Origin of the sequence: Pandoraea sp. NPDC087047, from assembly GCF_044745225.1 — a bacterium.
Classification (GTDB): Bacteria; Pseudomonadota; Gammaproteobacteria; order Burkholderiales; family Burkholderiaceae; genus Pandoraea.
The window spans coordinates 1-26,274 of record NZ_JBIUZU010000019.1 but is presented as its reverse complement, the minus strand read 5'-3'; the positions used below and the strand labels follow the sequence as shown (position 1 = coordinate 26,274).

Below are 26,274 nucleotides of genomic sequence, written 5' to 3'. Positions count from 1 at the left end.
TGAAATAGGTGGTCAATTACGATGCAGATTAGCCTTAAAATCTTACTCAATTGGTTTCCGGGCCTCCGTGGAATTCTGGAGGCTGATAATTCTGAAGAATTCGATCAATACCTCGAACAGTACATCGAACAATGCGTTAGCGTAATGGAGGCTGAAGCGCATTATCTGAACGGCGATTGTGAGGAAAAACTATCCGCGTACCTCGCCGCTTCGCTTCGACATCCAGGACTTTGTGTGCAACGAGAGAGCTACAGCAATGGTCGAGTGGATCTCACCATCCGGCAGGAGGGGGTCATTGGTGGGCAACAGCGACTGGCAGAAGCAAAAATCTACAATGGTCCTGTCTACCATGTGAAGGCACTGGAGCAACTCATCAAGCGTTACTCGACTGGACGAATGCGAACGGGGTATGTGTTCGAGTACGTTAAGAAGAAGGGAATCGCAACTCTGGTTCAAGGCCTTCGTGAGCACGCGGACAAGAATAAGCCGCTCGACCAATACGGCGATACGGCAGCACATGGGATGAAATGGGCCTATGAATCTATGCACATACATTCAAGCGATGACCGGTTGCGGGTCGTGCACGTTGGTGTGAACCTTTTTAATGGCTGAGAATACCCAAGTCTTTCAGTAATAAGCTCGCATTTGCGCATGATCATCGGATATATGACGGCAACGCAAGCTCACCGGGACATCAGCCATTACCTGATGCAACGATACAACTGGCTACGTCCACATCAATTTAGCGATGGCCTAGCGGTAGCGGAAGAGAAACTTAACGCAGCGTCCGGAATGGGTTGACCACTACAAGACACCATCTCGCGATCAGTCCACTGCAAGACAGAGACGCGGTCGCCAGACCTTCTCAACGTAAGGTACTGAAGGGCGAGCATCAGGGGGCGATTTGAACTTGCGGCCGGATGCGGTCACGAATTTCTTGATAGATCGGCAATCCGATCCCAGGCGCGACTTCAACCGAAACGCAAATGGCGAACTTAACCGCCCCCGTCAGTTTTCCCGCGTCGCTCACACAATTCACTTTGAACACCAGAGCGTTGCCATCCACGAACGCAAGTGCGGTTTCCCCCTCGATAATCTCGTGTTGCAGGGTGCCACGCTGAACGTGCTGCCATTGACAATTTCTACGGTTTGCATCGAACTGCTCGACCGGAGGGTCAATCCACAGCCTAGCTCCACGATACCTTGCGTGACGCGGGTTGGTCGGCGAGATCCAAGCCAAGGTGACTGTCAGGCGACGGCGCACAGCCTGTGCAATCAGGCTAGGTGGAAGTGGGGTGCGGAACTCGACACCCTGCCCCTCGCCGATTTCCCCCACGCCAACCAGAGTGGCCCGCTGCTCCGTGCAGCTCAACACACGAGAGATGTTAGCCCTTCCGTACCCAACTGTTCGGCTCACAAAATCCTTCTGCTTGTGCCAATCGGTAAGGTCTGGCCGCGTATCTAAAAGACGCTTTTCAAGATCCCCCCACTCAGCGCCGTGCGCGAGCATCGCCTTCATCAGTACAGCGTCATAGCGTTCGGGAATCTGTCGCGCGTCATCGGCGCGAAGCGATTGAATGACGGCATGTACCTGAACGGCCCCACGAGTTGCCAACGCCGTTGCGTTGCTGGTTCCACGAGAATAAACGGTGTTTTCGCCTCCTTGACGAGGCGGCGTCGCGACTTTATGCCCGGGTGCAGCTGGGCTGTTGATACCAGAAAGCTCAGTTGAATTCGCTGGCCCGAATTGCTCACGATATAGCATTCGCCCTCCCGGAAACAGGAGTTCGGGCTTGATTGCTCGCCGGAAACCATTACCGACTCTCGAGTAAGCGGCAACGAAGTCCGCCGCGAATACATCATAGCGACCCGGTACTCGAGGAAAAATGGCAGCATCCGCGTGAAGCGCTCCGATCGTTAACGCATTCAACGACTCCGCCGGCGCGAGGATTCGTCTGCTGGCCCCATTGGAAAACGCCGCGCTCGCCGCAAGCTTTTCGAGTTCATCTAAGTCAATTTCGCCGATAGTTTCTCTCGGCGTATCGGTAAATTTAAGATCGGCACTGTGATTCCCTGCACTAACGATAAAGAGCACGTTGTACTTGCTCGAGAGCCAGTCCAATAGCCGAGCCCAAGGCGACAGCTCTGCACCGAACGGTCGAAAGATGTCACCGATAGATACGTTAATGACTTTGACGCTGGGAGCTGTCGGGCCCTGCTCTCCTTCGCCATCAAACATTCGTCTAACAGCTCGATGGAACAAATCAAGCAACAGGTGGTTGTCAGGAGTCGCCTCCTCTTTGGGGACCCGCATGTCCGCGGGCCTTGTCCGCATAATTGGACGCACGTACAGCGGAGAGCTAAGAGGTTGCGCGTTGCTATCTAGCTCCCCGTGGACAATGAGCGAAGCCATTGCTGTTCCATGAATACGGTCTCGCGCTTCGTAGGTCGCGGCCCAATCGTCGGGATCATCGATCGTTACTCTTCCCGCTAGCAACGCGTGATTTTGCATTGGCATGCCGTCAAAAAGCGCAGCGATCGCGGGCCCATCAGGAGGCGCCAATGCTCGATTTACGGTTGGAGGAAGAACGTCAAGTTCCAATTCGCTATCAGCGATCGCTTGTCCTTGCGGACGGAAAAACATGACGCTTTCCGAGAGTGCCAATGCAGGTGGCACATCGCCGAGTAGGGAGTGAACGCCGGCGATCGACATCTCGACGAGAAAGCCATGGTACGCAATTTCGGGAATAAGAGCGCTGCTCAAAACCCGCCCATCAAGCGCAGCGACCAAATCGCCAATCTGCACGGCCGAGCGACGATTCTTTTCTTCTGAGGTAAAGCACCAGGCCTCAATCTCAAACCGAATTGTTGGTTCGCCGCTTTCGAGCCGATCAAGCCAAAACTGCCTGATAGCAGGACCGATTCTGTCATGCGCATTCCAGAAGCGCACGTCATGGAGATGGTGAAAGATGTCCTTCCATTTACCCAGACCGTAGGCAAGCTTAGCGGCGGGATTGTCGCAAAATGAATCCCAAAGCGAGATGATCTCGTTTAGGGCTTGTCGATTGCTACCGAGTAGAAATAATCGACCATTCAGCGGCTTGTCCGATCGAACTCCATCCTCGATGACAAAGAAGTCATCATCGGGCGCAACGCCCGACTCATCGCTTTCTAAGAGCCATTCAAGCCCCGGCGTCTTTTTGACTGCTCCCAAGAAGCCATCAATGGCACCGATGGTCTCGAATATGACAACGAGCTCAGGGTTGTCGTTTGGGGCGTTGGCTTGCAATTGAAGCCGCTGCTGCTCGAATGCGCCCTGAAGCCGACCAAATCTTGGTCCAATGCGCTCAATCTGGCGAGCCGCATCTGGCACGTGGATTCTCGCAAAACCAGGCGGTCGTTTGTCGCGATCCGAGACGCCGGTTGTTGGTAAGAGGAGAAGCGGTAGTTCTTGTTGTTGGCTCATCGACTCTCTGCTTATGTTGACAACTAGCTCTCAGTGGCGATTCGACTCTTCCATTGCTCCAGGCGATCGGTAATTATTTTACGCAAGTTAGAATTCGGCAGCCCGAGGATGTAGCGGCGATGAACATCCTCGCAAAATTGCTCGAGTTCAGAGAAGCTACTCGCATTCAGGCGAGAGGCTAACGTTTTCGCAGTAATGCCAAGTCGTGTCCCTAGCTTGCGTTCAAATCGTTCAAACCATGCACACTTTTGAGCCAAAGAAGGTGATGGCAAATTCAGTCTCAATTGAAACCTGCGCCAAACCGCTCTATCCAATAGCTCAGCGTGGTTGGTTGCTGTGACGACGACAACGTGACTTGGTAACGAATCGATTTGAAGCAACAGCGAACTAACGACGCGCTTTATTTCGCCCGTCTCATTAGTGTCCCCGCGCTCTTTGCCCAGCGTATCGAATTCGTCAAAAAATAGCACGCACTGATGAGTCCGAACAAAATCGAAAAGCCGTTTGAGCCGCCCGCTGGTTTCCCCCAAAAAGCTTCCCACAACGGCCTCATAGCGAACCACAAAGAGCGGCACCATAAGTTCGCGTGCAATAGCTTCGGCTGTTGAAGTCTTCCCGTTCCCTGGGGGACCGGACAACAATATTCGATGCCTTGGCTCAAGACCATACGACCGGAGCAATTCGCGTCGTTGCTGCTCTTCAACAAGTTCCGCGAGTGGCTGTTTGATTGCCGATTCCAGAAGGATAGAATCGAACGAGCGTTGAGGCTCAACTTCATAAAGCAACCCACCATGCCCTCCGTCATGGCCGCGAGCAATTTCTGACGATCGTGCAGGGGCTGTAGTAGAGCGCAAATTTTCGACCAACCTGTCGGCTAGTACGTTATGGCGCTTCGCTCTCTCTTCCGCGGCCATGGCTTCCACGGTTGACCGAAACAACTGCTGGTCTCCCTGGCTACCTGCGCGAACAAGATTAACAATAAGATCGGCTCTTGGCATATTTCCCCCAGCCGGATTCTAGCATGTTGATTTGGCTCGAATTTTGGCGTGCCCATTGAACTGAGGCCTGTTGATTTGCACCAAATGTTGACCCGCGCCGCCGCCCCAGGTCACAGCTAGGACGGGAGGTTCACCACGCCTCTATTGAGCAAATGGAGAAGTATCTCCTCGCGGAGTCCCTCGTTTTGAGCCAAACCGACCAAGGCATTTATCGCTTGGCGTGCGAGGCGACGTGCCAAGACGCGCTGTTGGGTGGAGATGATTCGACTTTCAGGGCGCCCATGAACGTACGTGCAGCGCATGTCGTACAGATCCAGGTACTGCTTCGCTGCTTCGGGGTTCATGATGGCAGCACTCAGCCTCGCTGCAACCCGTCGGGTTCCGCCGTCTTTGTGATGGTCTGCTGGAAGACGCATCTTACGCTTCGATTGCTGATCGACCTCCGTTCCGAAGGCGGCTTCGATCACAATGAGATGGGCCATCACTTCATCGACGCCATCGGAAAGGAACGCCCGAACCAGGAAGTGCTCAACCGGGGTACAGAACAGCTCCGATTGCAGCGTGCTCGGCGCCTGCAGCAACGCCCACACACTATCAAGTGCCTGACTCACATCCTCGGCTGACGCCGAGGCTCGCAGCTCTAGTGGTCGCTCGCATTCCTCCCACTCGTCATGATCTATCTGGTAGAAGTGTGGCTCCCACGACAGCTGCTCGGGAGCAGGCGGCGCGGGAGGAAACGTACAAAGATCATCGTCGAGGGTGTAAATCCAAGGTACCCGGAAGCCTCGCCAGTCCACCTCGGCCATCTCTGCCCAGTCTTCCCAGGGTGCCAGCAACAAAATAAAAAGTGCGCGTTCTACCGCCTGGGGAAAGCGCCCGCTATGGGGGACAATCTCGCCCATATCCTTGCCGATGGGGAAATCCAACCAGGGGAACCGACGAAGGCCCGATTCACTCCGAACTGAGATATCTTCCTCTACGACCAGCCAATGGAATTGGGACAGGCGCGAAGAGTCGAGACGGATACCCGGATGGCAGCGCTCCAACCTGGACACATTGAAAAATACCTCCAGCTCGGCCGCGGTGAATTTCCCCATCGTCGCATTACCAAACCGGAAGGTCGGAAGGTCACCGGCCATATCCAATGGGCAGAGGTATCGCCGCCGAGTCGTGGTTCGTTGGAACTCGTGAGTAAGTGCCGCTGCCACCTGCCTCAGGTCCGGCCTGGGCTGGTTAGGCAGATGGGGCGTACTGCACGGTAGACCCAGCGACCTCAGTGCATTGCCGATGGATACCTCCAGCCCCAACGTGGATTTCCCGTTGCGATAATTCTTCTCCAGCCACTTTTTCAGTGTGAGAAATTCGCGGCTGCTCCACAGATTCTGTGGGCCGGGTGGCGGGATGTCCCACAGCGTTTGCAGGGTTGCGACAAGAGAGTCATCGAAATGCATGAGTGGCTCAGCCCCCTGAATTGGATTTTAAAATTATCCTTGTTTGAGCGTATCTTAGTAGCGGAGTCCAATCAGATTCAACTTTCTCCTTTTTTGGGGCATGTGCGCTGCCAAGTTTGCCAAGGATGATGAGTTTGGCCATCCATATGAGAAAAATAGCTGTCAGGGAGAAAAAATGATTTGCATCGAATGCGTTACGCCAGCACCGCTCAAGAAGTTGTTTGATACGCACGGAGAGGAAGGTGACTGCAAGTGCTGCCAGCGCCACGCAATGACCATCGAACCCCAAATCCTGTTTGAGTACATCTATGACCGGTTGAGGGAGAACATTGCCCAAAAGGATGACCTTACGGAATTCGAGCTTGGCATGCTCTATGAGTGTGGGTCCGATAATATCGCCGTGGCTGATGTTGGTGTCGTTTTGAGCGAATGGTTAGACCTTGGGGATGAGAAGTACTTCGATGCATTGGTCAGTGGTGTTCCTGAAGAATTCAAGGTTGACGATGAAGGACATGAAACCCATTTCTTTGGCGATGACGGAACGCTGGAGAAGAACGCTTATGAAGTGAAGTGGGAAGAGTTTGTCGCAGGAGTTCAGTACACCCACCGCTTTTTTAATGCGAAATCTCGCCAATTTCTTGATTCTGTATTTTCTCCGTTGGTCACCGAAGACGATGCGGTCAAGCGCCAAGTTATCCGGACCATGGCTAATGGCGACTTGATCTACCGTGCGCGTCTTGCCAAAAACATCAGCGAAGCGAAGAAGATAATCAATGACCCAGCCGGGCAGTTCGGCCCCACGCCGCGGTTCCTGGCAAGCAGTCAAAGGATGACACCGAATGGCATTTCCGCCCTCTACTGCGCGCTGGAAAGAGAGACCTGCCTGAGCGAAATCCGCTCCATTACCGGCGACCATGTGGTGAGCACTGCACTGACTCCGGTCGTTGAATTGCGGCTTCTTGACCTGACGGTACTAGACCGGGTTGATCCTCCCAACCTGTCGGCACTGGAAGTTGGATTTCGTGAGGCACTGCACCGCAAAGTTTTCCTGGGATCCCTGGTTAAAAAGATGTCCAGGCCAAAGGCTCGCGATGATGAGCTAAGTTATCTATCGACCCAGGTAGTGTTCGAGTACCTACGACTACGTTTCGGCCACCAGGTCGACGGCCTGGTCTTCCCATCAGTGCAAACAGGCGAGGCGGGTACCAACATCGTCTTTTTTCCCGAGGCGAGCCGACTCGCATACGTTCCGACAGCGGCGCCCGATGAGGAGAGATTTGGCGACGCCCCCCCTGTTGAGGTGCCAATCAACATCGACAACCCGCTCATGCCCCTCACCAAGATTATGGTTGTTCACGGCTCGATCCGATATCACAAAGTCACGGCAATTGAGACTCGGGCACATGAGTACCGCCATATCTATGACATGTTCATGAGCGATGAAACGCGTAGACGTCTGAACTTGTACTAGGTCACTTGCAGATGCACCGGCAAGACATCGACCTATGCCTTTCCGCGATTCGCATCTCGCGCATCTCCGCAATAATCACCCTGCTTTTTTCGCATTGAGAAATCCGGATCACCTGAGATGTTAGTTTCTCGGTAAACGGGGATGCGGACAAAATCTTGGACTGATTAATCAGAGAATCCTAGGTATTTTCGATACTCAACAGAGCTGCGATTACCTAACGAGATCTTGATCCGCCTTTCGTTGTACCACCGGATCTACGAGTCCAAAACGTCGATGAATTGATCTAGGATGCCAGACTGCCAGTTCCTCGAGTAGAACAGCTCGTTCTCCAACCTGCCAGGAAGCCTTCGCACGCCGCATTTTGCCCGCAGCAAAACGGGATGGTCGAACGAGTGATTCAAACGCTCGAAGAACAGTGCGTGCACCGCCATCGTTTCGAAACATTACAGCACGCTTGTCGAGCGATTGCCGACTAGATTCAGCTCTACAACCATCGACGGCCACAGCAGGCGCTGAAGATGAAAACCCCGGCTGGGGCATTCGCATTAGCCGCTTAACCTGTGCAGATTTTGCTGGGTTAATACATAGACGCCAGCGTTACGAAAACGTTCGTCAGGTCAATGGCGGCTCCCGCTCTATTCTTCTACAGCATAAATGCAGACTTGGCACCTTTCGGCCTGCTGCCCTTCGCCTGCTTAAGCTCTGCCACTTCATTCTCCGTAGGCATCTCTTGATCGAGTCGAGCGCATAGTTTCTCAACAACCTCCACGACGAACTGCCGATCTGCCGACGCGAGCCGCTGGAGCATCGAAGTCATGCGATTACCTTGATCAACCGAGCGCCGGCTACTCTCACGGAGAAACACATCGATATCACACTTGAAAAGCACGGCCAGTTCATGGAGCCTAAAGACAGACGGCGGCACAAGCCCTCGCTCCATTCTGGATACGGCCTCTTCTCCGATGCCGAGACGTCCCGCGACTTCGCCCTGAGTCACCCCCGCCTCCTCCCGCTTCCTTGCAATCGTCTCGCCGACTCGACGATGAAATGCAACCTTAGCCTTCTCCCGCTTTTTCCCGTCCTGCTTGCTCATCTTCTTCATGATCTGACCCAACAAAAATATCGTGTGTCTCCCCCTTGAGTAGACATTAATCGAAAGTCGACTGTCAACTCATTCGGATGGGAGAATCATTTCGCGTTGTTAGAAAAGTTCCAAAAAGAACAAATCGACCTATTTAGTTGAGTACCAACCTTTTGGCGAACACTGCGATTCTCTATGATTTTCACCAGTATTTTCGTCGTTTTTGGCCACATTTCATGCCAAGAGATCAACGCTTCGTGAAACAGTAAATGAAGTGTGCAAATGCGTTCCGCGTTTGTCGGATAGGGGCATGCCGATTCGCCTCACGAGACTCGCTAATGTCGAACAACGCACACAAACTCACACTCCCTGATAACCAAAGACAAGCATTAGTCAACGCGATAGTCCTAATTTCGCGGGAAGAAGTTGAACGCATAACCGGCATGTCGCGCGCATGGATTTACCAAGCAATGTCAGAGAATCGTTTTCCTCGCCCCGTCATCTGCTCTGTCGGTTCGCGGCGCTGGTTGCTTTCGGAGATTCAAATGTGGGTGCTCGAAAAAATCAACGAGCGCGACATGCTCGCAACGTCTCGGGCTTAGTAGACGCATGAAGTTCCATACATTCCGCCCTACTAACACCACCGATCAATCACCTCGCTACGCAGCCGCGTGTGCCGTTGAAACCGCACCGCCATACCTGGCTCGCAGCTTCTGCACTATCAATCATGAAAAATCACACTCCACCCAGCCGCCTCCCCGCCGACATGAAACTTATTACGTCAAAAATCATCGGTTGCATTTTGGCGTTCGATCGCGTTGCGTTCTCTGTTGACGATTTGGAGCTCCCCCCTGGCCTTGCGTCTGAGGTTGCTGAACACTGCGAGAGCATTCGCGTTATTCAAGTTCAGAATCCTTATCACCGAACTTGGGGGATGAAGGTGGAGCTTCATCAGCCGACACCAGTCGCACTTAGCATTCTCAACAAAAAGCTGGGCCCACGAAACATCACCCGCGTAAGCAGCGTAGAGGTCGCGATCGATTGGCTCACGGCGAATAAAAAGGACGCTTTCACTGTCGGCGCTTACGTACTTGAACATCTTCGGATTCCCCACGCTCGTCATCGAGCGCGTTTTGTCAAAGCGACATTCTATTCAGACCGTAGAGCCACAAGACCCAAATCTCGCACTAACAAGGTCGCAGTGCTTTATCCCGATAAGCCCAGTAAGTTGCTTGCGCGAAAGAGCGCAAAACGCTGCTGTCATCTGGAATTTCGTTATCAAAACCGCGGAGCATGTGCAAGCATCGGACTAAACACCATAGGTGACTGTGCGTCATTCGACCATGAGGCGTTCTGGCGTCATGCGCTTGCTCTTTACACGTTCCGACACATGCACGAACTTGGAGCAGTCGTGGGGTCGAAACAGCATATTTCTGATGCAGCGCTGCGCAAACAAGCTAAGCAGTTCCTCGCGCAACACAGCGCCCCTCAGTTCTATTCAGACACATTTGTCCTTCATGACTGCTTGCACGCAAGCCCGAACATCAAGACGTTGTTGAAGAATCTCGACAATCGTCACTTTCTGAAGAAAATCACGCTCACGTAACGCACACATCGCACAACAACCCACTTGCCTATGGAGGTCAGAATTAAGCCAAGAACAGCATAATGATAAATACACACATTTATTTCCACACACTCCACCCAGCAACGCGTCTCAGCGCCAACAACTGATCGAAAACAACGGAAATATCCACGTTTTCCAGCACGTTTTCGATAAGCACCTCGCAGGAACTCCCCTACAAATTCGCAACGTCGAACGTCAAAAGACGTCGATATTGCTCAACTATTGCCTGAAGAATCTCTATGACGAAACATGTCCAGCTCACGACAGAGCAACAAAAAGTAAGGGCATCAAGAATCAATCGCCTTTTGGTTCACGCAGTCCCCGGAGCAGGTAAGACCGAGACGCTGTGCGCATGCGTTCGTCATCTAATTGCTACTGGCGTCAATCCACGCACGATCCTCGTCCTCACGTTCAGCAATAGAACATGCGATGAACTGAGAAATCGCATCGGCAACGAAAACGTCACCGTCAGCACGTTCCACGCGTACGCGAATCGTGTTGTTCGTGCAGCATCGAACAAGAAGATGACGATTCCGAACTCGGGAGACTTAGATCGCGAGCTCGCGCACACTGTCGCGAAAAATCCGAAGCTGGTTCGCCGGATACGTAGGCAACTTGTGGATCTTCGCGATAAGGCGACTCGACTTCTCGTGCGCCGCTTCTTTCAAGCTACGCATGGGGATCCGGGATTGGAGCAGAAGTACCTTACCGATACATTGTCGCCATACGCATCGTTTCTCGCTGTGCGTGACGATTTGACGCGGTTGCGACGGAGATTCGAGCGGCGCCTTCGTGATCGTGGTCTCATCGACTTTTCCCAGATGTTGGTTCACGGGAAGAAGTTGCAGGAGAAGACGGACATGCCCTTTCAGCACATCTTTGTCGACGAGTATCAGGACATGGATGTACTGCAGACGAAGTTGCTGGTTGCGATGAGTCGAAGCATCAAGACCTTGCGAGTTTTTGGTGATCCCAACCAAGCAATCTACTCGTTCATGGGCACGCAAAATCCGAACATTGCGCAGACGCTCGGCGCTGATGTGATGTCGTTGCGCAAATCGCATCGCGTGACTCGTCCTACTGCGGCCCTAGCCTCATCGATTCGTGGATGCTCGGTAATCGAAGCGTCCCGAGATGGCGAGATGCCTTTGCTGCTCAAATGCAAAAGCCAACGTGAGCAGGAAGATCGAGTTCTTTCGTTGGTGCAAGCACTACTGTCGAGCGGTGAAAATCCGGACATCGCGATTCTCGCTCGAACGCGGCACGAACTGCGAATCATGGAACGAGTGCTATTGAATGCGGGATATGGCGTTAACGCTCTGCACCGTAATCCACAACACGGCTACTTGGAGCGTATGTTGAAGCTGCTTCGCCTAGTCAACAAGGACGTAGAGTTCTTCCGACGGAAGCTCACAAAGCAGGAATGCCGTCATGTCGAGCAACGCATTTCCGAGATTGGCGGCGTATCCATTGCTTCTGAGCATCTTCCGGTACTGCGTCGAGAACTTGCTGCTGTCGCTCGTGCCGAAAGTTTCGAGGGGAGGTTCAGTGGAGTGAAACGAGTAATGCTCTCACTTCTTGCAAAAGCCGGGGCCGATGATTTACGTCGCGACGTGCAGAAGGAGTTGAACCTGTGGCAGCCTATCGCAGGTCGCTTCAAAACCGTGAAGAGGCTTCGCGAGTTTATGCGAAACGTCGCCGAGCAGCCGAGAATCACTCTGTCGACGATCCACTCGGCAAAGGGAAAGGAGTGGGACCACGTCATTCTGATCAACTTTGTCGAAGGCGCATTGCCGCACGTCAAAGAGGTAAAACGCGGCAACGTGGAAGAGGAGAAGCGCTTGTTCTATGTCGCGGTGACTCGGGCGCGTGAACGCGTATATCTTGTGCGAGCCCCGGTTACCGTTGGATCAACCACGTACTCAAAGCGTTCTCGACTCTTGACCAAAGCCGTGCGTGCGACTTTGCAGCGCAAGTTCTTGCAAGTTTGAGTTGTGAAACCTCGTAGGTCACATGCGGTACTCCCATGCGGTGTTGTGCATGTGACCTACGCGACTCAGAAACGGTGCCGCAAGAGCCCTTTGACAAGTCCAAAATCCGTGGCTGAGCAAATCGTGGTGGACCTACGTCCCGCCCAAAAGCCCGGATGAAATACTGTCAAAAAGCCCAGGCAATACCCGCTCATGCCGAAGCGCCTTTGTGCTGCGGAGTCTTTGGCGGTACCGCGCCAAGATGATACGTTGAGTCGAACACCATCTCTGTCAACCAGCGCTAAAAGTTAGGACTGTCGCCAGACTGCTTGAACAGCTCTGTGTGATCGGAAATAGCGTCCACAACAACGGATTGACATTCTGCCTCCGCTTCTCCGATCTCGCCTTTGCCGAACGCGGCTTTTTCAGTCGCTGGCTACCAAGCACTTAGCCGAAGGGATGAGCAACGTCCATAATTCACGCCGTGCTGGACCTTCGCTCAGCTTCCAAGTTTGCGGCCAAACCCGCTAACATGGCGGCTAGCGCGATGAGAGCCGAGGAGAAAAAGACATAGAAAATGCCAAGATGTTGCATGATCTGAATGCCAACGAAGGGCCCGACCGCCGAGCCAAGCAAATACAGAGAGCCCAATCCCGCATAAGTGCCTTGCGTCGTCTGACTCGCAAGTCTGCTCAGGACGACGCTATACAGAGGAAACAAGAACAGCTCTCCCGCGGTAAACGCGGTTGCCGCAGCAATAACGAGATGAACATCGGAAGTGAAGCGGCCAAGTCCACACAACACGATCTGCGACAGCACAACCAACATGCTGCCAGCGATCATTTGATTTCTCCGGCTCATTCTCGAAGAGAACTTTTGGTACACCGGGTGCAAGACAACAATCAGGACAGCACTCCATGACACAACAATAGATATGTACGTTCCCGCACTCTTCTCAGAGAGACTTACGAAGTATTGCGGCAGGACTATCGTGATCTGGCTTAATACATAAAATAGGAATGCTCCGTGAGCAACACAGACTAACAAACCCTTATCCAACCCCGCACCGGCCAAATCTAGCGCCCGAGAACGAGACAGAGGTATTGCTTCCAATGTATCGTTCCTTTTTGTTGTCAGACAAAATGCCAGCACTACACATCCGAACGCGAGCAAGCCACAGATCAACTCTCGCGAACCGTCGAGTACCGAATAAATTGCAGGACCTATCAGGGCCGCGAGGTTGGCGAGGAAGTACCTTGACTTCATCATGGATTCGTAGGCAGTACTCCCGGAGAGATTTTTCGCGATCTGCGTCTTGACCAAAGTATCGATCGCCGAGCGCAAGATAATAAGACCAGCCGACGCAAAGAAAACTGAGAATCGACCAATGCTAATTGCCATCGTTAGCGACAATGCTGCGGACGTCAGAGCCAGTGACCGAAGCACCATCGGAATGGGATAAATATCTGCCAACGGACCAATCAACACCGACACGACCGCAGCAAAAAATGCCGCAGCACTGAGCAAGCCACCGACCGAACCGGCATCGAAGTCGAGCCGAGCAAGCAACAGCGGGAGATACGGGATCAATGCGTAATACGGTGCTCTGCTGACAAACAATCCAGCGAGTAATCGATACTCTTCGGAAATAGCGCGTTGGCTCATGAAAGCAACGCGATCAACCGCAACATACGTGCCTCACTCAAGGGAAGACTCAGTCGATAAACTCTTCGCTCGGAGGTCAGGTCCGAAAATGACGTGTGAAATTTCCCGCGGATGGAGCCCGCGCTTAAGGCAGCAATCGACGGACTGGTCGCTCGCATGAAAAGGTATGGAAGGCAGGGATTCTCGGTACCGAGCAGCTCGATAGACGTACCACTCAACATGCTGACCATTTGCTCTCGCCGCATTGCAATTGTCTCTCGCAGTACGTCACCCACATCTCCCGCACGCCAAATAGCACTTGCAATAGAAAGACTAACCGGGGTCACCGCGAGTGCAGGAAGCACCGCCTGGACTCTCTGTTTGATGGCACGAGAACAGAACGCCACCCCCACCCGCAAAGAGCCCATGCCATACGCCTTCGAAAAACCACGAACAACAACTAGGTTCTTGTGCTGGTCAATTTTCCCGACCCAACTCTGCTGAGGACTAAGATAGTTCGCATTAGCCTCGTCCACCACCACGATTATGTCGCGATCCCCCGTCTGCTCACATATTTCATCAATATCAATCTGAGATTGGCTCTGAAACAATCCTGGATTTTCGAGCAACACCAAATCGCATGAGTCGATCGCATCTGACAAGGGCGCGGCTATCGCGGGGAGCCCTCTACGCATTACCCAAGAGGGGAGATCGGGGTACGTCGGCATCAATGCACAAAGGCCCTTGCGTACCAACATCGAAAGAGCGTGAAGCATGCTGCTAACTCCAGCGGCACAAAAAATTTGGTCACTGGCTATACCTCCACCAAAAAAAGATTGAGCCGCCTGGCAAATAGTCGCGCCACCATAAGGATCGGTCACGTCGTAACGCCAAAACAACTCCGTCCTCAGCACCTCATCGCTCTCTACGAGGCTTTGCATATCCAGCCTCAACAGTGACCGCTCATCCAGCGTCCAAGCGAGGTTCAACCCACCACCATCGGTAGTGTCAAAATCCTTCGCATAAGAGGCGATGCCGAGATAATCAGTTGAGCTCGTGATCATCTCTGCCATCGTGCGTAAGGAACGAAGAGTTCATCCTTCATCAAGGAACCATGATCATAGCAATACCCAGGCATGCTTACGAACTTCCTGCCGGTGGCGACAAACAATACAGCCCCAACTCGCTGTCGTATCAAGTTGCTCATCGCAGGAAAAAATGCTTCGCGCCGAAGTATCGCCACATCGTCCGGCAAACACGGCTTCGCGTACGCGATGATTTCTTCGGCATCGGCAGCACTGTGTATCCAGCGAACGCGCCCAGCACCACCGATATGTCCATTGAAGCGAGTGGCAACATGCGCAAATACTGAGGCAACTTCCGAGCTATGCTCGGTCTCCACCAGCCCATGATCAGAATGCGCAATAACGATATTTCCGCGCTCGCTCCAACGTGCGCATATGTCGTCAAACATCCGAAGAAACTTGACTGTAGGCTCGTCATATCCAGTGTGGTGAATCCACTGGTCAATGTCCACAAAACACCAGACCAATTTGGGCTCATGGCCATCAGACAGTACAGCGTCTACCTCTTCCGCCACCGCTCGCAAGATGTCGACTATTGGCACTGACTCTGCCGGGCGACCAGAGAAGAATGTTCCAGAGGGACGCAACTTGGCCCATTTAAGTAAGGAGTCCTTCCAGCCGCAACGTAAGCCCGTTAGATCGGATTCAAGTGCAACAGGCATATAGCCTAAACTGGCGGCATCATGAAAGAAGTTGCCTGTGGCCAAAGTGCAAATTTCAGGCTGGTACTCAAAGATATTTATCGGGCGCTGAAGACCTTCCAGAGTATGTACGACGCCAACAATGCCGTGCGTCTCTGCCCCCTCCCCTGTGCAGGCCGACGTCCAGCACGTGGTTGAAGTTGTGGGAAAGGTCGACGCAAGTTCGATCTGCTCAACGGGGCTTTTCCAGCAACTAAGTCCTAGCGCAGAAGTAATGCCATCGATAGCGAAAACTAGGACATTACGCATGTGACCACTCGCAACCTCAGATGCCAAGACCTTTCGAACGCGCGCTCTGACAGAAGTGATACTCGACTCGTTCATGCTCATGAGACCGGCAGCCTATTCATCAGATTTTTGACCCAAAGCGCAGCATTGTTTAGCACGTAGTAGTTACAGTTTGGCCTAGCGGCGCTGGGCTGGAAGAATACCAACCCCTCCGTGGGAGCTCCCATGATAGAAAGTCGACGCACTTCATCCCCATCCCGATTTACTGCATTGAAGTCTTTGGTGATCTCGATCGCACCTGGCGCAAATTCGTCACTCGCCTCTATGTTCTTCCACTTCCGAATCGTCCCGCGCCTCAGCAGATTTCGATATAGCCTTGAACTACAATGTGCGTCATCGAATGTTTGGATGGTTGCTTCGATCATCACGTCAACGGACGCTTCGTACCCGGTCTCATTCCCATGACAGGACCAGCCGTAGGTTGATTTTCGCCAGACAGCCAGTGGCCCTGCGGACACATCCAAGACTCCAGATTGAATTAGCGCCTGAATTTTTCGCATGACGCCGACAGATGCACCGTTAGCCAGGCGGTTATGGAGTCGGTAAATGCGCGTCACGAAATCTCGGTGCGATTCGGGCGTCAGGCCTCCCCAGTCAGCGGCATACGCGAAGGTGGAGCGTAAATCACGCCAAACTCGTTCCCCCGCAGCTTTGAAGGCAGATACGCCACTTCCTAGCGAAGCCTGCTCATTGTCATAGTCAATAAATCGAAGTAGCGCCTCGCTCCAAGTGCAGTTACGCGGATAACCAAACGTCCTCAATGGGAAAAGATGTTGCTCTTCGGAAAAACGCGCTTCCGCTGGCACATTGGCTGCCCCCACATCCAACTCCAACTGTTGGACGAGTACGGACGATTCGACATAGTCACCGTCAATGTGCTTCCGGAAAATTCGGAAAATTTCTGCATCATCAGAGGCGGGGCAATCGAGCGGCCTACGTAGATGAACCGCGTAGTGAACAGCTGCCATTTCCAATATCACAAGCGGCATGACTTGCTTTCCAAAGTCCAGTTTGGTGCCGCCGCCTGCATTAAACGTCGCCCTGCGTAAGGCATCAATAGATGCCTTGGTAAGAAACCATCCTGAGTGCTTATCGGCGGGAGCATGATTAGGCAGCTCGGGCCGAGCATAGGTGAATAGGCCACTTTGACTGGTAAGCACAATTCGCTTTGGCTCGTCGCCTGAGCGCATGTACTCTAGCCTCCCACGCATGAGCTGAAATTTTCCACCTCGTCCTTCTGTAAGCCCAAGAACGACGTCAATTGCCGCCAACCCCATGCCACGCAAGCCAACGGAAGAACAACTGGAAATGACACCTCGCGCGCAGGATTTAGAAAGCGGAAATGGCTCAGGGATGTAATCGCCACGCACGCCGCGCACGTCCAGCGTCGTCCTGCGAGCATGCCCCGTCACAAGCAGAACCTCATCCAGATTCTGTCGACGTAGCAGACCAGCGCTGGTAACGTATTCGAGCCTCGCCGCTCGATCAATTTGAACATCGACGACTTCGCCGTCGACGAGAATTACATCAACACCATTCTGAATCAAAGTCACCTTCCACGCTTCGAACATCTCTCTCAGCGCTTCGCCATAAAGTGCGCGTCTCGGCGCGGTCGCACCATCGATCTCGTATTTTCTCTCTCCCGTTTGCTGATACCTCATTCGACACCATTGCACGAAGTTCGGGCGCTCTCGTTCGGGCATTAATGGCAACGCCTCGGAGAGAGTTCCGTCGGCCGCGAGAGCAAGTTCCGATGCGCTACGATTCACCAAGTTGGTTGCTGCCTGACTTGCGTCATAGGTGCTACCGTCCCCAAATCGCCCCGTGCGATCAAAGACAAAAATCTGAATCTGCTTTCTGCGAAATAGGCCTTCATTGGCTATCGCAGCCAGTCTTTCTAAGCAATGGGTACCCATTACCCCTGCACCCACGATACCCACTCTATAGGTCGCCATGCAGCACCGCACGACGCAAAACACCTGACTCTTCCTCACGGATCTTCCGATGTGCAGCCTCCAGTTCTCTCGCGTCTGCGGCAACGACAAACACAGTGCCGGGAGAAGTCGACAGACTGGTGGTCTTCGTCAGATCGCCGCCGACACGCACACGATAGTCAACTGACAATACGCCATCGATCGCCAATAGACTTGAACAGTCAATCGTGTTAACTATCTTCGCGTCGATATCGGAGCGCAAGTACACCTTTCTGCCCAACATCCGCTGCGTCGACACCTCTATCGGAGTACGTCTAAAGTCATCTGGAACAGCAACAGATCGCGCCGTTTCCATCACCTGATTAGTGCCATAAATTTCCGTCGAAAAATTCAGACTTAGCGCGCCGTGGCAGCGGGCATTGATTTCGACCAACAGAGGCCCGCGTGTGGGATGAACAATGAACTCGGTATGTGCTGGTCCATACCTAACACCAAGCGCATCGAGCACGCGGCGTCCATAATTCACCAGAGAGAAATAGCAGGGGTCACCGGCATCTAGCGATTGTGCATAGTCGGGAAGTGGCGTTGCGCTCCTGGAACGATGGGAAGACCATATCGCAACAACGTGGTGCACGCCGTCGAGCGAAACCGTATCCAACATGTACTCGGCCCCTTCAATAAACTCCTGCGCGAGAATGCTCGTATTCTTGTTGCCGAAAACATCTTGGGTCTGGAACATTGCGTCTGCCATCGCCATTGCGGTGGAGCGAGAATCACAGATGCTGATTAGGTCTGAGGCCATGCTCATGCGCGGCTTTAAGACCACCTTCTCAATCGCCTGCTCACTCCACCAACGTGCAAGTTCTTTGCTGGATGAGCATGCGACTTGCCGCGTGTGTGGAATGTTCTTTCGCGCAAGGGACTCCCCCATCCAAAATTTGTCTCGGCGCAATAGCGACGTTTTGGCTTCGTTGCGCGACGGAATATTTCCCTGATCGGCTAATGCGTCCGCCGACACAACCCCTACGTCAGATCCCGCGATGACCTGTTTTACCCTCTCAGGGTCAATCGTCTTCGGCCATCTACCACCGTCCAGCCGCACTACGGCATCGAAATGCTCTGGTACAAACCGCTTAGTGGCTGCAGTAACCGATACATCGCTAAGGGCTGCCACCACTTTGACTCCTAAACCACGTAGTGCAAGAGGCAAGTACGAGCCAGTTGACATCGGGTCGACAACGATACATGTGTCCCTCACGTGCGCCCCCATTTATGTTCAGTGATTTCTCATAAGCAAGCGACTGAATTTTTCCATCAGCTCTTTAGACGCCTGCTCTTCATAGACGATGCCAGTCTCCGCGTCTGCATGAAAGCTGGTTTCAACGCCTGATGCCAAAGCTCGAAAACCATGCAAGAGATTCTCCACGGCCCCGGGAAAGGCGGATTGAATGCTGTAGGCCATCATGTAGTACAGGTTTCTTCCAACGGAAAAGCATGGGTATCGCATCTCATAATTTTCCATCGAGAACTTTGGAAAGCAGCCGTCAATGATCTTCTTCGGGCACATCCACAAGGGATATAAGAATTGCGCATCCTGAATTGCTCTAACCGGAAAGGGAAACGGGAATCTCCCTTGTGCGATTCGGTAGAGGCTTTCGGCTAACACATCTTCCAAATTTAGGCCCGTCACAACGAATGCCCCCAGATCTGCGGCCAGAGCGGATAGCACGCGACGAATCATGAAAGTTCCGAGGAACTCAAAATCATCTCCTGGAAAGCTAGACTCGTACGACTGGATGAGATCGCCTTGCCCACGAAGTTTGCAGATCTCGCGCACCCTGCTCTCTTCGACGACCATTAATTCCAAACCATAGCTTTGGCACAGTTCCTGAGCTCGAGGCACGCCGGAGTTCCAGTCAGCGACGCCCTTGAGTATCACGGGGTGAATTTCGATTGAAAAATCCGAAAAACTCGTCAAGGCCATCAAAAGTGCATTACTGTCACCACCACCGGATACACCAATTACAAGTTTCGAATTCGGTGCAACATGTTCCAGAATAAATTCGTGCACGTTGCGAGAGACAATGTCTTGGCATTCCTTTTGGGAAAGCCCCTTCAATACGTTTTTTACACGGCTCGCTTTGTTGTCTATTGATTGAAAGACGAAGCTAGACACTTCACGTCCATCTTCAGCCGGAGCGCGAACGTAGTCCATGACGTCAAACATTCTAGGATTAACGTTACGACTGAAATGGACCTGCACAACCGCTGCCTCGGCAAGCTCCCCAAAGCTAACGTCAAGATTAGCCAGAGCAGTGCTAGTTGATTTCTCGTCTACGGAAAATACAGAAACGGCACTCCATGGAATGTTCGAGCGACTCAGTAACTCGAAGAGGGTCTCAGTCGCGTTCAGGGGCTCGATCGTGATTTTTCCGTGGCTCGTAATGATTTCGGCAGACGGATATCGCTTGAATGAAAGCACAGTCATGGTAGGTCTCTGGCCAAGATCACAAAAATGGAAAGCATTCCCGCTGCAATGAACCGAGCGGTTCGGAGATAACTCGTTCCGGCTTGGGCCTGGTCGCCAATTGCTCCGCAGCCTTCTTGTCATGAACAACAGCGAGGTAGTTGCAAGATAACGCCTCGCCGAGGCTGTATTTCAGCTTGAATCTAAACAACGAATCGCTGCCATCGAGGGAGCGACCGCCGCCGAAATAGATGTGAGAGACAGTGCTGCCACGCTCGATGGCTTGCTGTACAAAAGTCGCATACAGTAGATCGCACGCTCCTCGGCCCCATTCGCCGAGGGAATTCCCTACCAGCAGGACATGTAGCGCCCGTTGATCAAACAACGCCCCACCAAAGCTCACCAATGTTTGGCTACTGACGTGTCGAATCCCAACACAGACAAAATTTGGCAGTGCTGCCAGCGCGGCTAGCGATTCCGCACGAACCACCCATTTTTTAGCAGCCCCAACGCGATTCAAGCTGCGCAAATGCATCTCCGCCGCAGCCGCAATCGCCGCAGCGTCATCGTGACGAATGATCTCCACCGTCAAGCGCTTCGCTCCTGCTCGCAAAATTCGCTGACACGGCAGAGGCAAGCTGCGTAAGTAGCTCTGGTAGTCGGAAGGCACCCGAAGAATCGCCACTGGTTGCCCAACACGAATCTGCGCGTCTGCCGTCTTCGGGAGATGTGAGAGAAGCTTGCCGTGCGGATCAAGCCGCAGGAGCTCACAGACAATAGCTTGCTCCCTGCACCAAGCACTGTAGTCGTTCAGCGCAGATGTCAGCCGGACTGAGTTTCCGGAGAAATATGGCTCTGCGTACCCACGCCACGCCTCAGAATAATAGAGTCCGGTATCGTCTATTTCATTGAGCACAGGTGTGTGCTCAAAAGCTGCGCCATCAGCCTGCTTCGAGAAGCGCATCCAGGTAGAACCGTAGAACGCATTTAGAAATTCCGAGGAATGAAATATTGAAATGTTTTTCACGTTCACTACCTAATTTAGGATCACTCAAACCTTCAAACTATTTCTTACATTCCTCACAATTTCCACATATCTCTCTATTTCCGATGAATCCAACTCATGAATTCCCTCAAAATCCTTTTCATCAAAGAATTTTTTATTTATTCCGCGCTGCATTCCAAGCCAAATTTTTTGCAAAAACATATATATTTTTTTATTTTTTTGCAAATCACTTGAAATCAACATCCTTTCTTCGATCGAACAACAATTCAAAAAAGACCTTATATTAAAAGGCACGGACATCGCCGACACCTCGTCAGCCTCTTCCTCGTGAGGTTTCGCCGTATTAAATGTCAAAAATCTAAGAATTGTCGAACAGATCCATTCGAGTTGAGGAAAAGAGATATTTTTTATCAGATCGAGATCCGTATGATTGAAAGGATCGGACGACTGGCCAAATTGCACAGCAGGAATATTGATACAGCTGGCAGCGAAAAGCGCATGATCCGAATAGCCAACAAACGGAATGACGACTGGTTCGCGAGCACCGTCGAAATTGGGGCCGAGCTTAATCATCGTGGCTACAAGCTGCTCGTCATATTCGGAGCTCAAGTACGGGGGAGGCAACTCCAGCTCAATGGGTGCACCTGTGATATCCGGATCGCCACCGACCGTATCGATATTGATCACAAATCCCGCCCTTTCCCGGCAGTCCGCGAGATAAGCGGCCAAGCCAACATACTCAGGTGCAAAAATGATACGTACCGATGGCGTCTCGCCTCCGCAAAGCTCAATCTGATGCAGCAGGTGTGCCAGCTCGACGGCAACAGCAACGCCGGAGGCATTGTCGTTAGCGCCGGGCCTCGGGTGACAGATATGTGCGGTAATCCAAACTTCGCTTGCAGCCGGGCTCTTGTGAGCACCCGTATTTCGATATTCCAATACCGAAATGTCCCCTGCGTTTTCCACTTCAATCTGAACTTTAGCCTCGGCCGGCTCCTCCACCATTGCGTCTAGCAACGTTGATACTTCTTCGCGTGTGATACTGCAGACGAACATAGTAGAGTCATTCGGCAGCTCGATTCTCCCTCGCGCCTCAACGTCTTGAATGGTTTTGCAAAATGCATCGGTCACGATGCCGTATGCACCTCGCCTCTCCACGTCTTCGTAGATGCGCGCGAAAGTGCTCCTGTCACCGCGAAACAAGACAATGCAATTCTGAATATCCGCATCGGGGCAGTACTCAAGCAATTTAGCAACACCGCTAAAACCGCAGGAGTTAGTGGCAACCAATAGAGGCTGAACTTCATGCTGCAATGAGAGCACCAGCTTGCCAGAAGCGGTTGATGCTCTTAGTTTTCCGTCCAACAACGTCCATGGGGTTGGCGCATCGAAGCCCAAGTACTTCTTTCCCGAACCAGCTTCATATGTGCGCACATGGATTTCGCCGTCTCGATTGAACTCTCGTAGGATGGTTGCAATTTCTTGGCACGCCTCGTAGGTTGTCAACGCGCCCTGATATCGATCAACCGATTGCAAGTAGCGAATCACCCGCTCCATTCTTTCCGAAGACGGTTGAAGTTTGGATTGCTCCGGTGAACCCATGAGGAAGTGAAGGCCTGGTCGTTACGTCGGTTGACGAGACAGCGATTTTTTAGGGACAAGGGGGAGGCACCTCCCCCCTTCCTCCAACTTACATCGCTCCAACAGCACAACTTGCGCCCAGGATTTTCTCCAAGCCGAATTTCGATGCCGGGATTGCCGACGAGGTGGTACGGGCAATATCCAACTCCAAAGCCGACATGCGCACCATCTGCTTGGAACCGATGCGATGCTGCATTTCCGTAGACTTCAGTTGATAGTTCGAATTGATTTCAGCGGCATGCTTAGCATTTGACTTGCTCATAGGTCATCTCCGTTAAGTTTGCGGCGGAAGGTGTTCAGCCGCAGCGCTATCGCCCGAGAAATACTGTATGAATAGCGTTCGACGCACATCCGTACAAACTACTTACGCAGTTGATGCAGGCCGCCTGTAAACCTAGGCAGAGATCTCCATCGCCCCGTCTGGAGCGATGGATCGATTGAGGCGAACCGCCGAAAGGAAGGCCGACGAGTTGTTTTGGCATCCGTTCGCTTTCGACCTCTGGCAAACACATGCGCACAGCGTTCCGTCCACAAACTCATTTCGGATAGCCCAGCAGCGCTACATTGGATGCGGGAAATCCTCTAACCTTTCGCGTTACTAGTTGCGCACTCATACGCAACATGGACGACATTCGCCCGATCTGGTGTTACGGGCGACTCAACAGCACTGAGTCACGGCACATTCGGCGCTACCGCTGCTCTCGCTGAAGCTCTTTTTGCTGTTCGTTGGGTGGATGCCAAGCGGACCGTAGGCGAAGTTCAAACGGCGTGCATACACCCTGAGTCACAATCGAAACTCTTTGTCGATTGGCATTCCCAATCAATATGAATTGATTTTTGAGAATTTGCCCATATCCAGACAGATGGCTGCGAGTTAGGTTTTTGAATCGGAGTAGACAACCCACGATCTGATAGTGGATCACCACCTAGAAGGTAGATTCTTCGTCGTGAAATCAGAGAGCTCAATCATCAGCTTCGTTCAGAACTTTCCAGTCTCCGCGAGTTTGAAGACCGCCGACACTGGGCAATATATCGTCAACAACGCTCACAACTCCCGTCAATTTGGAATTGAAGACCCGAAGGATATCGAGGGGCTAACGATCAAGGACATTCGATTCCGTGCGACCGAGTGGGGAAAGTTGTACGCGAATTCGATAGCGGAGCACGATTTTCTGGCCAACGAGAATCGAACCAGCGTCACACGTCGGAACCGATTTCTGGACGACTCCGGCGATGCCCAAATGGAGGAGATGACGAAACTCCCGATCATGGGCACCAGCGGAAATGTGCTCGGCATCGCAACCTTTCGTCGCGACATCACGCGCACGCTCCCGCCGATCAGTGTTTATCAACTCAATCGCAACTTCTACACAGTAACGGACGCGATTGAGCGCACCATGATTTTCCTTGGGATCAACGAGTACTTCATCTTGGCCCCGTCCGAGGCGCAATTCCGAGTGTTCTTGCTGAAAGCCGAGCGCTTCACGAACAAGGAAATTTCTAGAGCCCTCAGGATCTCGGATAGGACCGTTGAATGCCATTGCGCCGCTGTCCGCAACAAGGTAGCTGAGGGTAGCTTCGCGGCGGCGTTGTCCGCCACGAATCGGCGTTCGGAGTACGGCGCCAAATGAATCGGATCCTGACGCTGGCATTCACAGCCAATCTGTTTGAGTGGTATGAGTTCTCGTTGACGGCATTCATGGCGCTGGAGATCGGTCGTCGGTTCTTTCCCGCCACCAGCGAGAAGGCTGCTCTTATGCTTAGCTTCATGGTATTCGCCAGTAGCTATCTCGCACGCCCCGTCGGCAGTATCTTCTTCGGATATTTGGGTGATAGGCGAGGCACGGGACCTGCGTTGAAACTGAGCATACTTGGAATGGCAATTCCAGCGACACTGATTGCGGCACTCCCAACCTACGAGACGGCGGGATATGTGGCAACCGGCTTGCTTCTGGGGCTGAAGATAATCCAAGGGTTCTGCGCAGGAGGGGAACTCCCTCTCACCGGCTATTTCGTTTCGCTCAACACATCACAAGGAAATCGAGGTGTCCACTGTGCCATAGCCGTTGCTAGCGGCTTTTTCGGCATGCTGTTGGCATCCGGAGTCATCGTGATCCTTCCCGGCGCCGTCGCTGCATTGTCGCGTTACAACAGCGTGATTCCTGATCGATACATCCCTGCCCCGTGGCGATGGCCGTTTCTGAGCTGCATCCCGCTTGCGATGTTCATCTATGCGATACGTGCGTCGATAAGCAATGCCCCCATTCGCGGCGAGAGAATTGGCTCAGGGCGCCGCACCGCGTGGCCGCTGATTCAAGCATGTGCGCTGGTCGCATTCATGGAGATCACGATCTACTCATTGTTTGTGTGGATGCCCTCTTACTTGCATGTATATCTTGGGGTTTCCAGCGCCGATGCAAGTGCAACCAACTCGATCGCACTTTTCATTTTCGCTGTATCGATGATAGGTGCGGGGTTTGGGAGCCGCTACGTCGACGCATCCATACTTGTTGTCATCGGCATGTCATTGGTGTCAGTGTCCGCTCTTCCGTTGTTCATTCTCTTGCAGAAGACGACATTCGTGGCGCTCATGGCAGTGCAGGTCACGTTTGCAATGCTCGCCAGTTGCATCGTTGGGGTAATTTTTGTCGTGCTTCCCGATCTTTTCAAAGATAACTGGGGAAGCCTCGGGATGGTGACCACGTACTCAATCAGCACGGCCATCTTTGGCGGTACGGCGCCACTTGTATGTGCGTACTTAATCAAGGCAACTCGTCTGCTGACGGCGCCCGCTCTATATATTCTATTCGCGGGGATGCTCGCGACGCCTGTTGCATATCAGCTCATGCGGCAACGACTACGAGTCCTTGATCCTTCTGACGGCAGCATGCTGAGCGTTTACCGATGAACTCCGATGAAACAGTTAAGCAATTTTCCGTCTACGTATCTCATTACTCCTGAGCCCTGCCTTGGCGAACCGTTAGACAACTTTATCGCGGATTTGGAACGCTCACTTTTGGCGGGCATCCGCCTAGTGCAACTGAGAGCAAAGAGCGTTACTGAACCGCAATATGTTTGGCTTGCCGAACAAGCCCTGGAGTGCTGCCGACGTCATAGCGCCCGTCTTTTGCTCAGCGCGCCACTCAACGTAGCGCTAACAGTGGAAGCCGACGGGGTTCATCTCACTAGCACACGCCTAATGTCTTGCAATAGTCGACCGATGCCGCCGGAATTCTTGCTATCCGTCGCCTGCCATGATGCTCGCCAAATACGGCACGCCGAGCAGATTGGAGCGGACCTGATAACTCTCTCCCCCGTTCTCCCGACAAAGACCCATACCAGTGCAGAACCACTTGGCTGGGCTCGGTTCCGTGAGCTTGTCTCGCTGACGTCAATTCCGGTCTATGCATTGGGTGGAATGTCGGCACAAACCTTGCCAGCGTC

Annotated in this window: 22 protein-coding genes and 2 pseudogenes; 10 read left to right on the top strand and 14 right to left on the bottom strand. The window is 52.7% G+C overall.

Annotated elements, in window-relative coordinates; all coding sequences use genetic code 11:
* Positions 1-21 precede the first annotated feature (21 nt).
* Complete coding sequence (locus ACIPHM_RS23995) at positions 22-612, top strand: hypothetical protein (RefSeq protein ID WP_400334024.1); 591 nt, start codon at positions 22-24, stop codon at positions 610-612.
* Between the two features lie 45 nt (positions 613-657).
* A pseudogene (locus tag ACIPHM_RS23990) lies at positions 658-801 on the top strand (IS3 family transposase); the annotation flags it as partial.
* Between the two features lie 91 nt (positions 802-892).
* Here ACIPHM_RS23990 and ACIPHM_RS23985 read toward each other — a convergent pair.
* From ACIPHM_RS23985 to ACIPHM_RS23975, 3 genes are all read right to left on the bottom strand, one after another.
* Positions 893-3,466, bottom strand: coding sequence for a S8 family peptidase (locus tag ACIPHM_RS23985; RefSeq protein WP_400334021.1), 2,574 nt, complete (start codon positions 3,464-3,466; stop codon positions 893-895).
* A 23-nt stretch (positions 3,467-3,489) separates the two neighbouring features.
* Entirely contained in the window at positions 3,490-4,464 is a 975-nt protein-coding gene (locus tag ACIPHM_RS23980) for an AAA family ATPase (protein ID WP_400334018.1), read from the bottom strand.
* Between the two features lie 116 nt (positions 4,465-4,580).
* Positions 4,581-5,915 carry a hypothetical protein gene (locus tag ACIPHM_RS23975; RefSeq protein ID WP_400334015.1) on the bottom strand — a complete coding sequence of 445 codons (1,335 nt, stop codon included), beginning with the start codon at positions 5,913-5,915 and terminating at the stop codon, positions 4,581-4,583.
* 175 nt (positions 5,916-6,090) lie between these two features.
* On the opposite strand from ACIPHM_RS23975, the gene ACIPHM_RS23970 reads away from it, so the two are divergent.
* Positions 6,091-7,386 (top strand): RES family NAD+ phosphorylase, encoded by a 1,296-nt coding sequence (locus ACIPHM_RS23970; protein WP_400334013.1) that lies wholly within the window; start codon positions 6,091-6,093, stop codon positions 7,384-7,386.
* A 164-nt stretch (positions 7,387-7,550) separates the two neighbouring features.
* Here ACIPHM_RS23970 and ACIPHM_RS23965 read toward each other — a convergent pair.
* A pseudogene (locus tag ACIPHM_RS23965) lies at positions 7,551-7,759 on the bottom strand (IS3 family transposase); the annotation flags it as partial.
* A 7-nt stretch (positions 7,760-7,766) separates the two neighbouring features.
* On the opposite strand from ACIPHM_RS23965, the gene ACIPHM_RS23960 reads away from it, so the two are divergent.
* Positions 7,767-7,862: a hypothetical protein gene (locus ACIPHM_RS23960; RefSeq protein ID WP_400334010.1), complete on the top strand. Its 96-nt coding sequence runs from the start codon at positions 7,767-7,769 to the stop codon at positions 7,860-7,862.
* 167 nt (positions 7,863-8,029) lie between these two features.
* Here ACIPHM_RS23960 and ACIPHM_RS23955 read toward each other — a convergent pair whose 3' ends face one another.
* Positions 8,030-8,488 (bottom strand): helix-turn-helix domain-containing protein, encoded by a 459-nt coding sequence (locus tag ACIPHM_RS23955; RefSeq protein ID WP_400334007.1) that lies wholly within the window; start codon positions 8,486-8,488, stop codon positions 8,030-8,032.
* A gap of 317 nt (positions 8,489-8,805) precedes the next feature.
* On the opposite strand from ACIPHM_RS23955, the gene ACIPHM_RS23950 reads away from it, so the two are divergent.
* The 3 genes from ACIPHM_RS23950 (at position 8,806) to ACIPHM_RS23940 (ending at position 12,085) form a co-directional block, all read left to right on the top strand.
* On the top strand, positions 8,806-9,069 hold the full coding sequence (locus ACIPHM_RS23950) for a helix-turn-helix transcriptional regulator (RefSeq protein ID WP_400334004.1): 264 nt from the start codon (positions 8,806-8,808) through the stop codon (positions 9,067-9,069).
* A gap of 125 nt (positions 9,070-9,194) precedes the next feature.
* Entirely contained in the window at positions 9,195-10,073 is an 879-nt protein-coding gene (locus tag ACIPHM_RS23945) for a hypothetical protein (RefSeq protein ID WP_400334001.1), read from the top strand.
* A 260-nt stretch (positions 10,074-10,333) separates the two neighbouring features.
* Positions 10,334-12,085, top strand: coding sequence for a UvrD-helicase domain-containing protein (locus tag ACIPHM_RS23940; protein ID WP_400333998.1), 1,752 nt, complete (start codon positions 10,334-10,336; stop codon positions 12,083-12,085).
* 456 nt (positions 12,086-12,541) lie between these two features.
* On the opposite strand, the gene ACIPHM_RS23935 is transcribed toward ACIPHM_RS23940, so the two are convergent.
* The 9 genes from ACIPHM_RS23935 to ACIPHM_RS23895 all read right to left on the bottom strand — a co-directional run bounded on the left by ACIPHM_RS23935 (position 12,542) and on the right by ACIPHM_RS23895 (position 23,092).
* Positions 12,542-13,729, bottom strand: coding sequence for an MFS transporter (locus tag ACIPHM_RS23935; RefSeq protein ID WP_400333995.1), 1,188 nt, complete (start codon positions 13,727-13,729; stop codon positions 12,542-12,544).
* On the bottom strand, positions 13,726-14,772 hold the full coding sequence (locus tag ACIPHM_RS23930; RefSeq protein WP_400333992.1) for an aminotransferase class I/II-fold pyridoxal phosphate-dependent enzyme: 1,047 nt from the start codon (positions 14,770-14,772) through the stop codon (positions 13,726-13,728). Before ACIPHM_RS23930 ends, ACIPHM_RS23935 begins: the two co-directional genes overlap by 4 nt.
* Complete coding sequence (locus tag ACIPHM_RS23925) at positions 14,769-15,743, bottom strand: hypothetical protein (RefSeq protein ID WP_400333990.1); 975 nt, start codon at positions 15,741-15,743, stop codon at positions 14,769-14,771. The genes ACIPHM_RS23930 and ACIPHM_RS23925 overlap by 4 nt, the downstream gene beginning before the upstream one ends.
* 77 nt (positions 15,744-15,820) lie before the next feature.
* The gene (locus tag ACIPHM_RS23920; protein ID WP_400333987.1) at positions 15,821-17,737 is read right to left on the bottom strand and encodes an FAD/NAD(P)-binding protein; all 1,917 of its coding nucleotides are present in this window, start codon (positions 17,735-17,737) and stop codon (positions 15,821-15,823) included.
* Positions 17,724-18,893, bottom strand: coding sequence for an ATP-grasp domain-containing protein (locus ACIPHM_RS23915; protein ID WP_400333984.1), 1,170 nt, complete (start codon positions 18,891-18,893; stop codon positions 17,724-17,726). The genes ACIPHM_RS23920 and ACIPHM_RS23915 overlap by 14 nt, the downstream gene beginning before the upstream one ends.
* 99 nt (positions 18,894-18,992) lie before the next feature.
* Positions 18,993-20,204 carry a hypothetical protein gene (locus ACIPHM_RS23910; RefSeq protein ID WP_400333982.1) on the bottom strand — a complete coding sequence of 404 codons (1,212 nt, stop codon included), beginning with the start codon at positions 20,202-20,204 and terminating at the stop codon, positions 18,993-18,995.
* A gap of 19 nt (positions 20,205-20,223) precedes the next feature.
* Positions 20,224-21,210, bottom strand: a complete 987-nt coding sequence (locus ACIPHM_RS23905; RefSeq protein WP_400333980.1) for a hypothetical protein — start codon at positions 21,208-21,210, stop codon at positions 20,224-20,226.
* 24 nt (positions 21,211-21,234) lie between these two features.
* A complete protein-coding gene (locus tag ACIPHM_RS23900) occupies positions 21,235-22,746 on the bottom strand; it encodes a DUF4910 domain-containing protein (RefSeq protein WP_400333977.1) in 1,512 nt (503 codons plus the stop codon).
* A gap of 133 nt (positions 22,747-22,879) precedes the next feature.
* Complete coding sequence (locus ACIPHM_RS23895) at positions 22,880-23,092, bottom strand: hypothetical protein (protein ID WP_400333975.1); 213 nt, start codon at positions 23,090-23,092, stop codon at positions 22,880-22,882.
* A gap of 685 nt (positions 23,093-23,777) precedes the next feature.
* On the opposite strand from ACIPHM_RS23895, the gene ACIPHM_RS23890 reads away from it, so the two are divergent.
* From ACIPHM_RS23890 to ACIPHM_RS23880, 3 genes are all read left to right on the top strand, one after another.
* On the top strand, positions 23,778-24,461 hold the full coding sequence (locus tag ACIPHM_RS23890; RefSeq protein WP_400333973.1) for a LuxR C-terminal-related transcriptional regulator: 684 nt from the start codon (positions 23,778-23,780) through the stop codon (positions 24,459-24,461).
* Positions 24,458-25,738 (top strand): MFS transporter, encoded by a 1,281-nt coding sequence (locus ACIPHM_RS23885; RefSeq protein WP_400333971.1) that lies wholly within the window; start codon positions 24,458-24,460, stop codon positions 25,736-25,738. Before ACIPHM_RS23890 ends, ACIPHM_RS23885 begins: the two co-directional genes overlap by 4 nt.
* Positions 25,739-25,744: 6 nt before the next feature.
* Positions 25,745-26,274: thiamine phosphate synthase (locus ACIPHM_RS23880; protein WP_400333968.1), on the top strand; the 530-nt coding region annotated here is incomplete at its 3' end.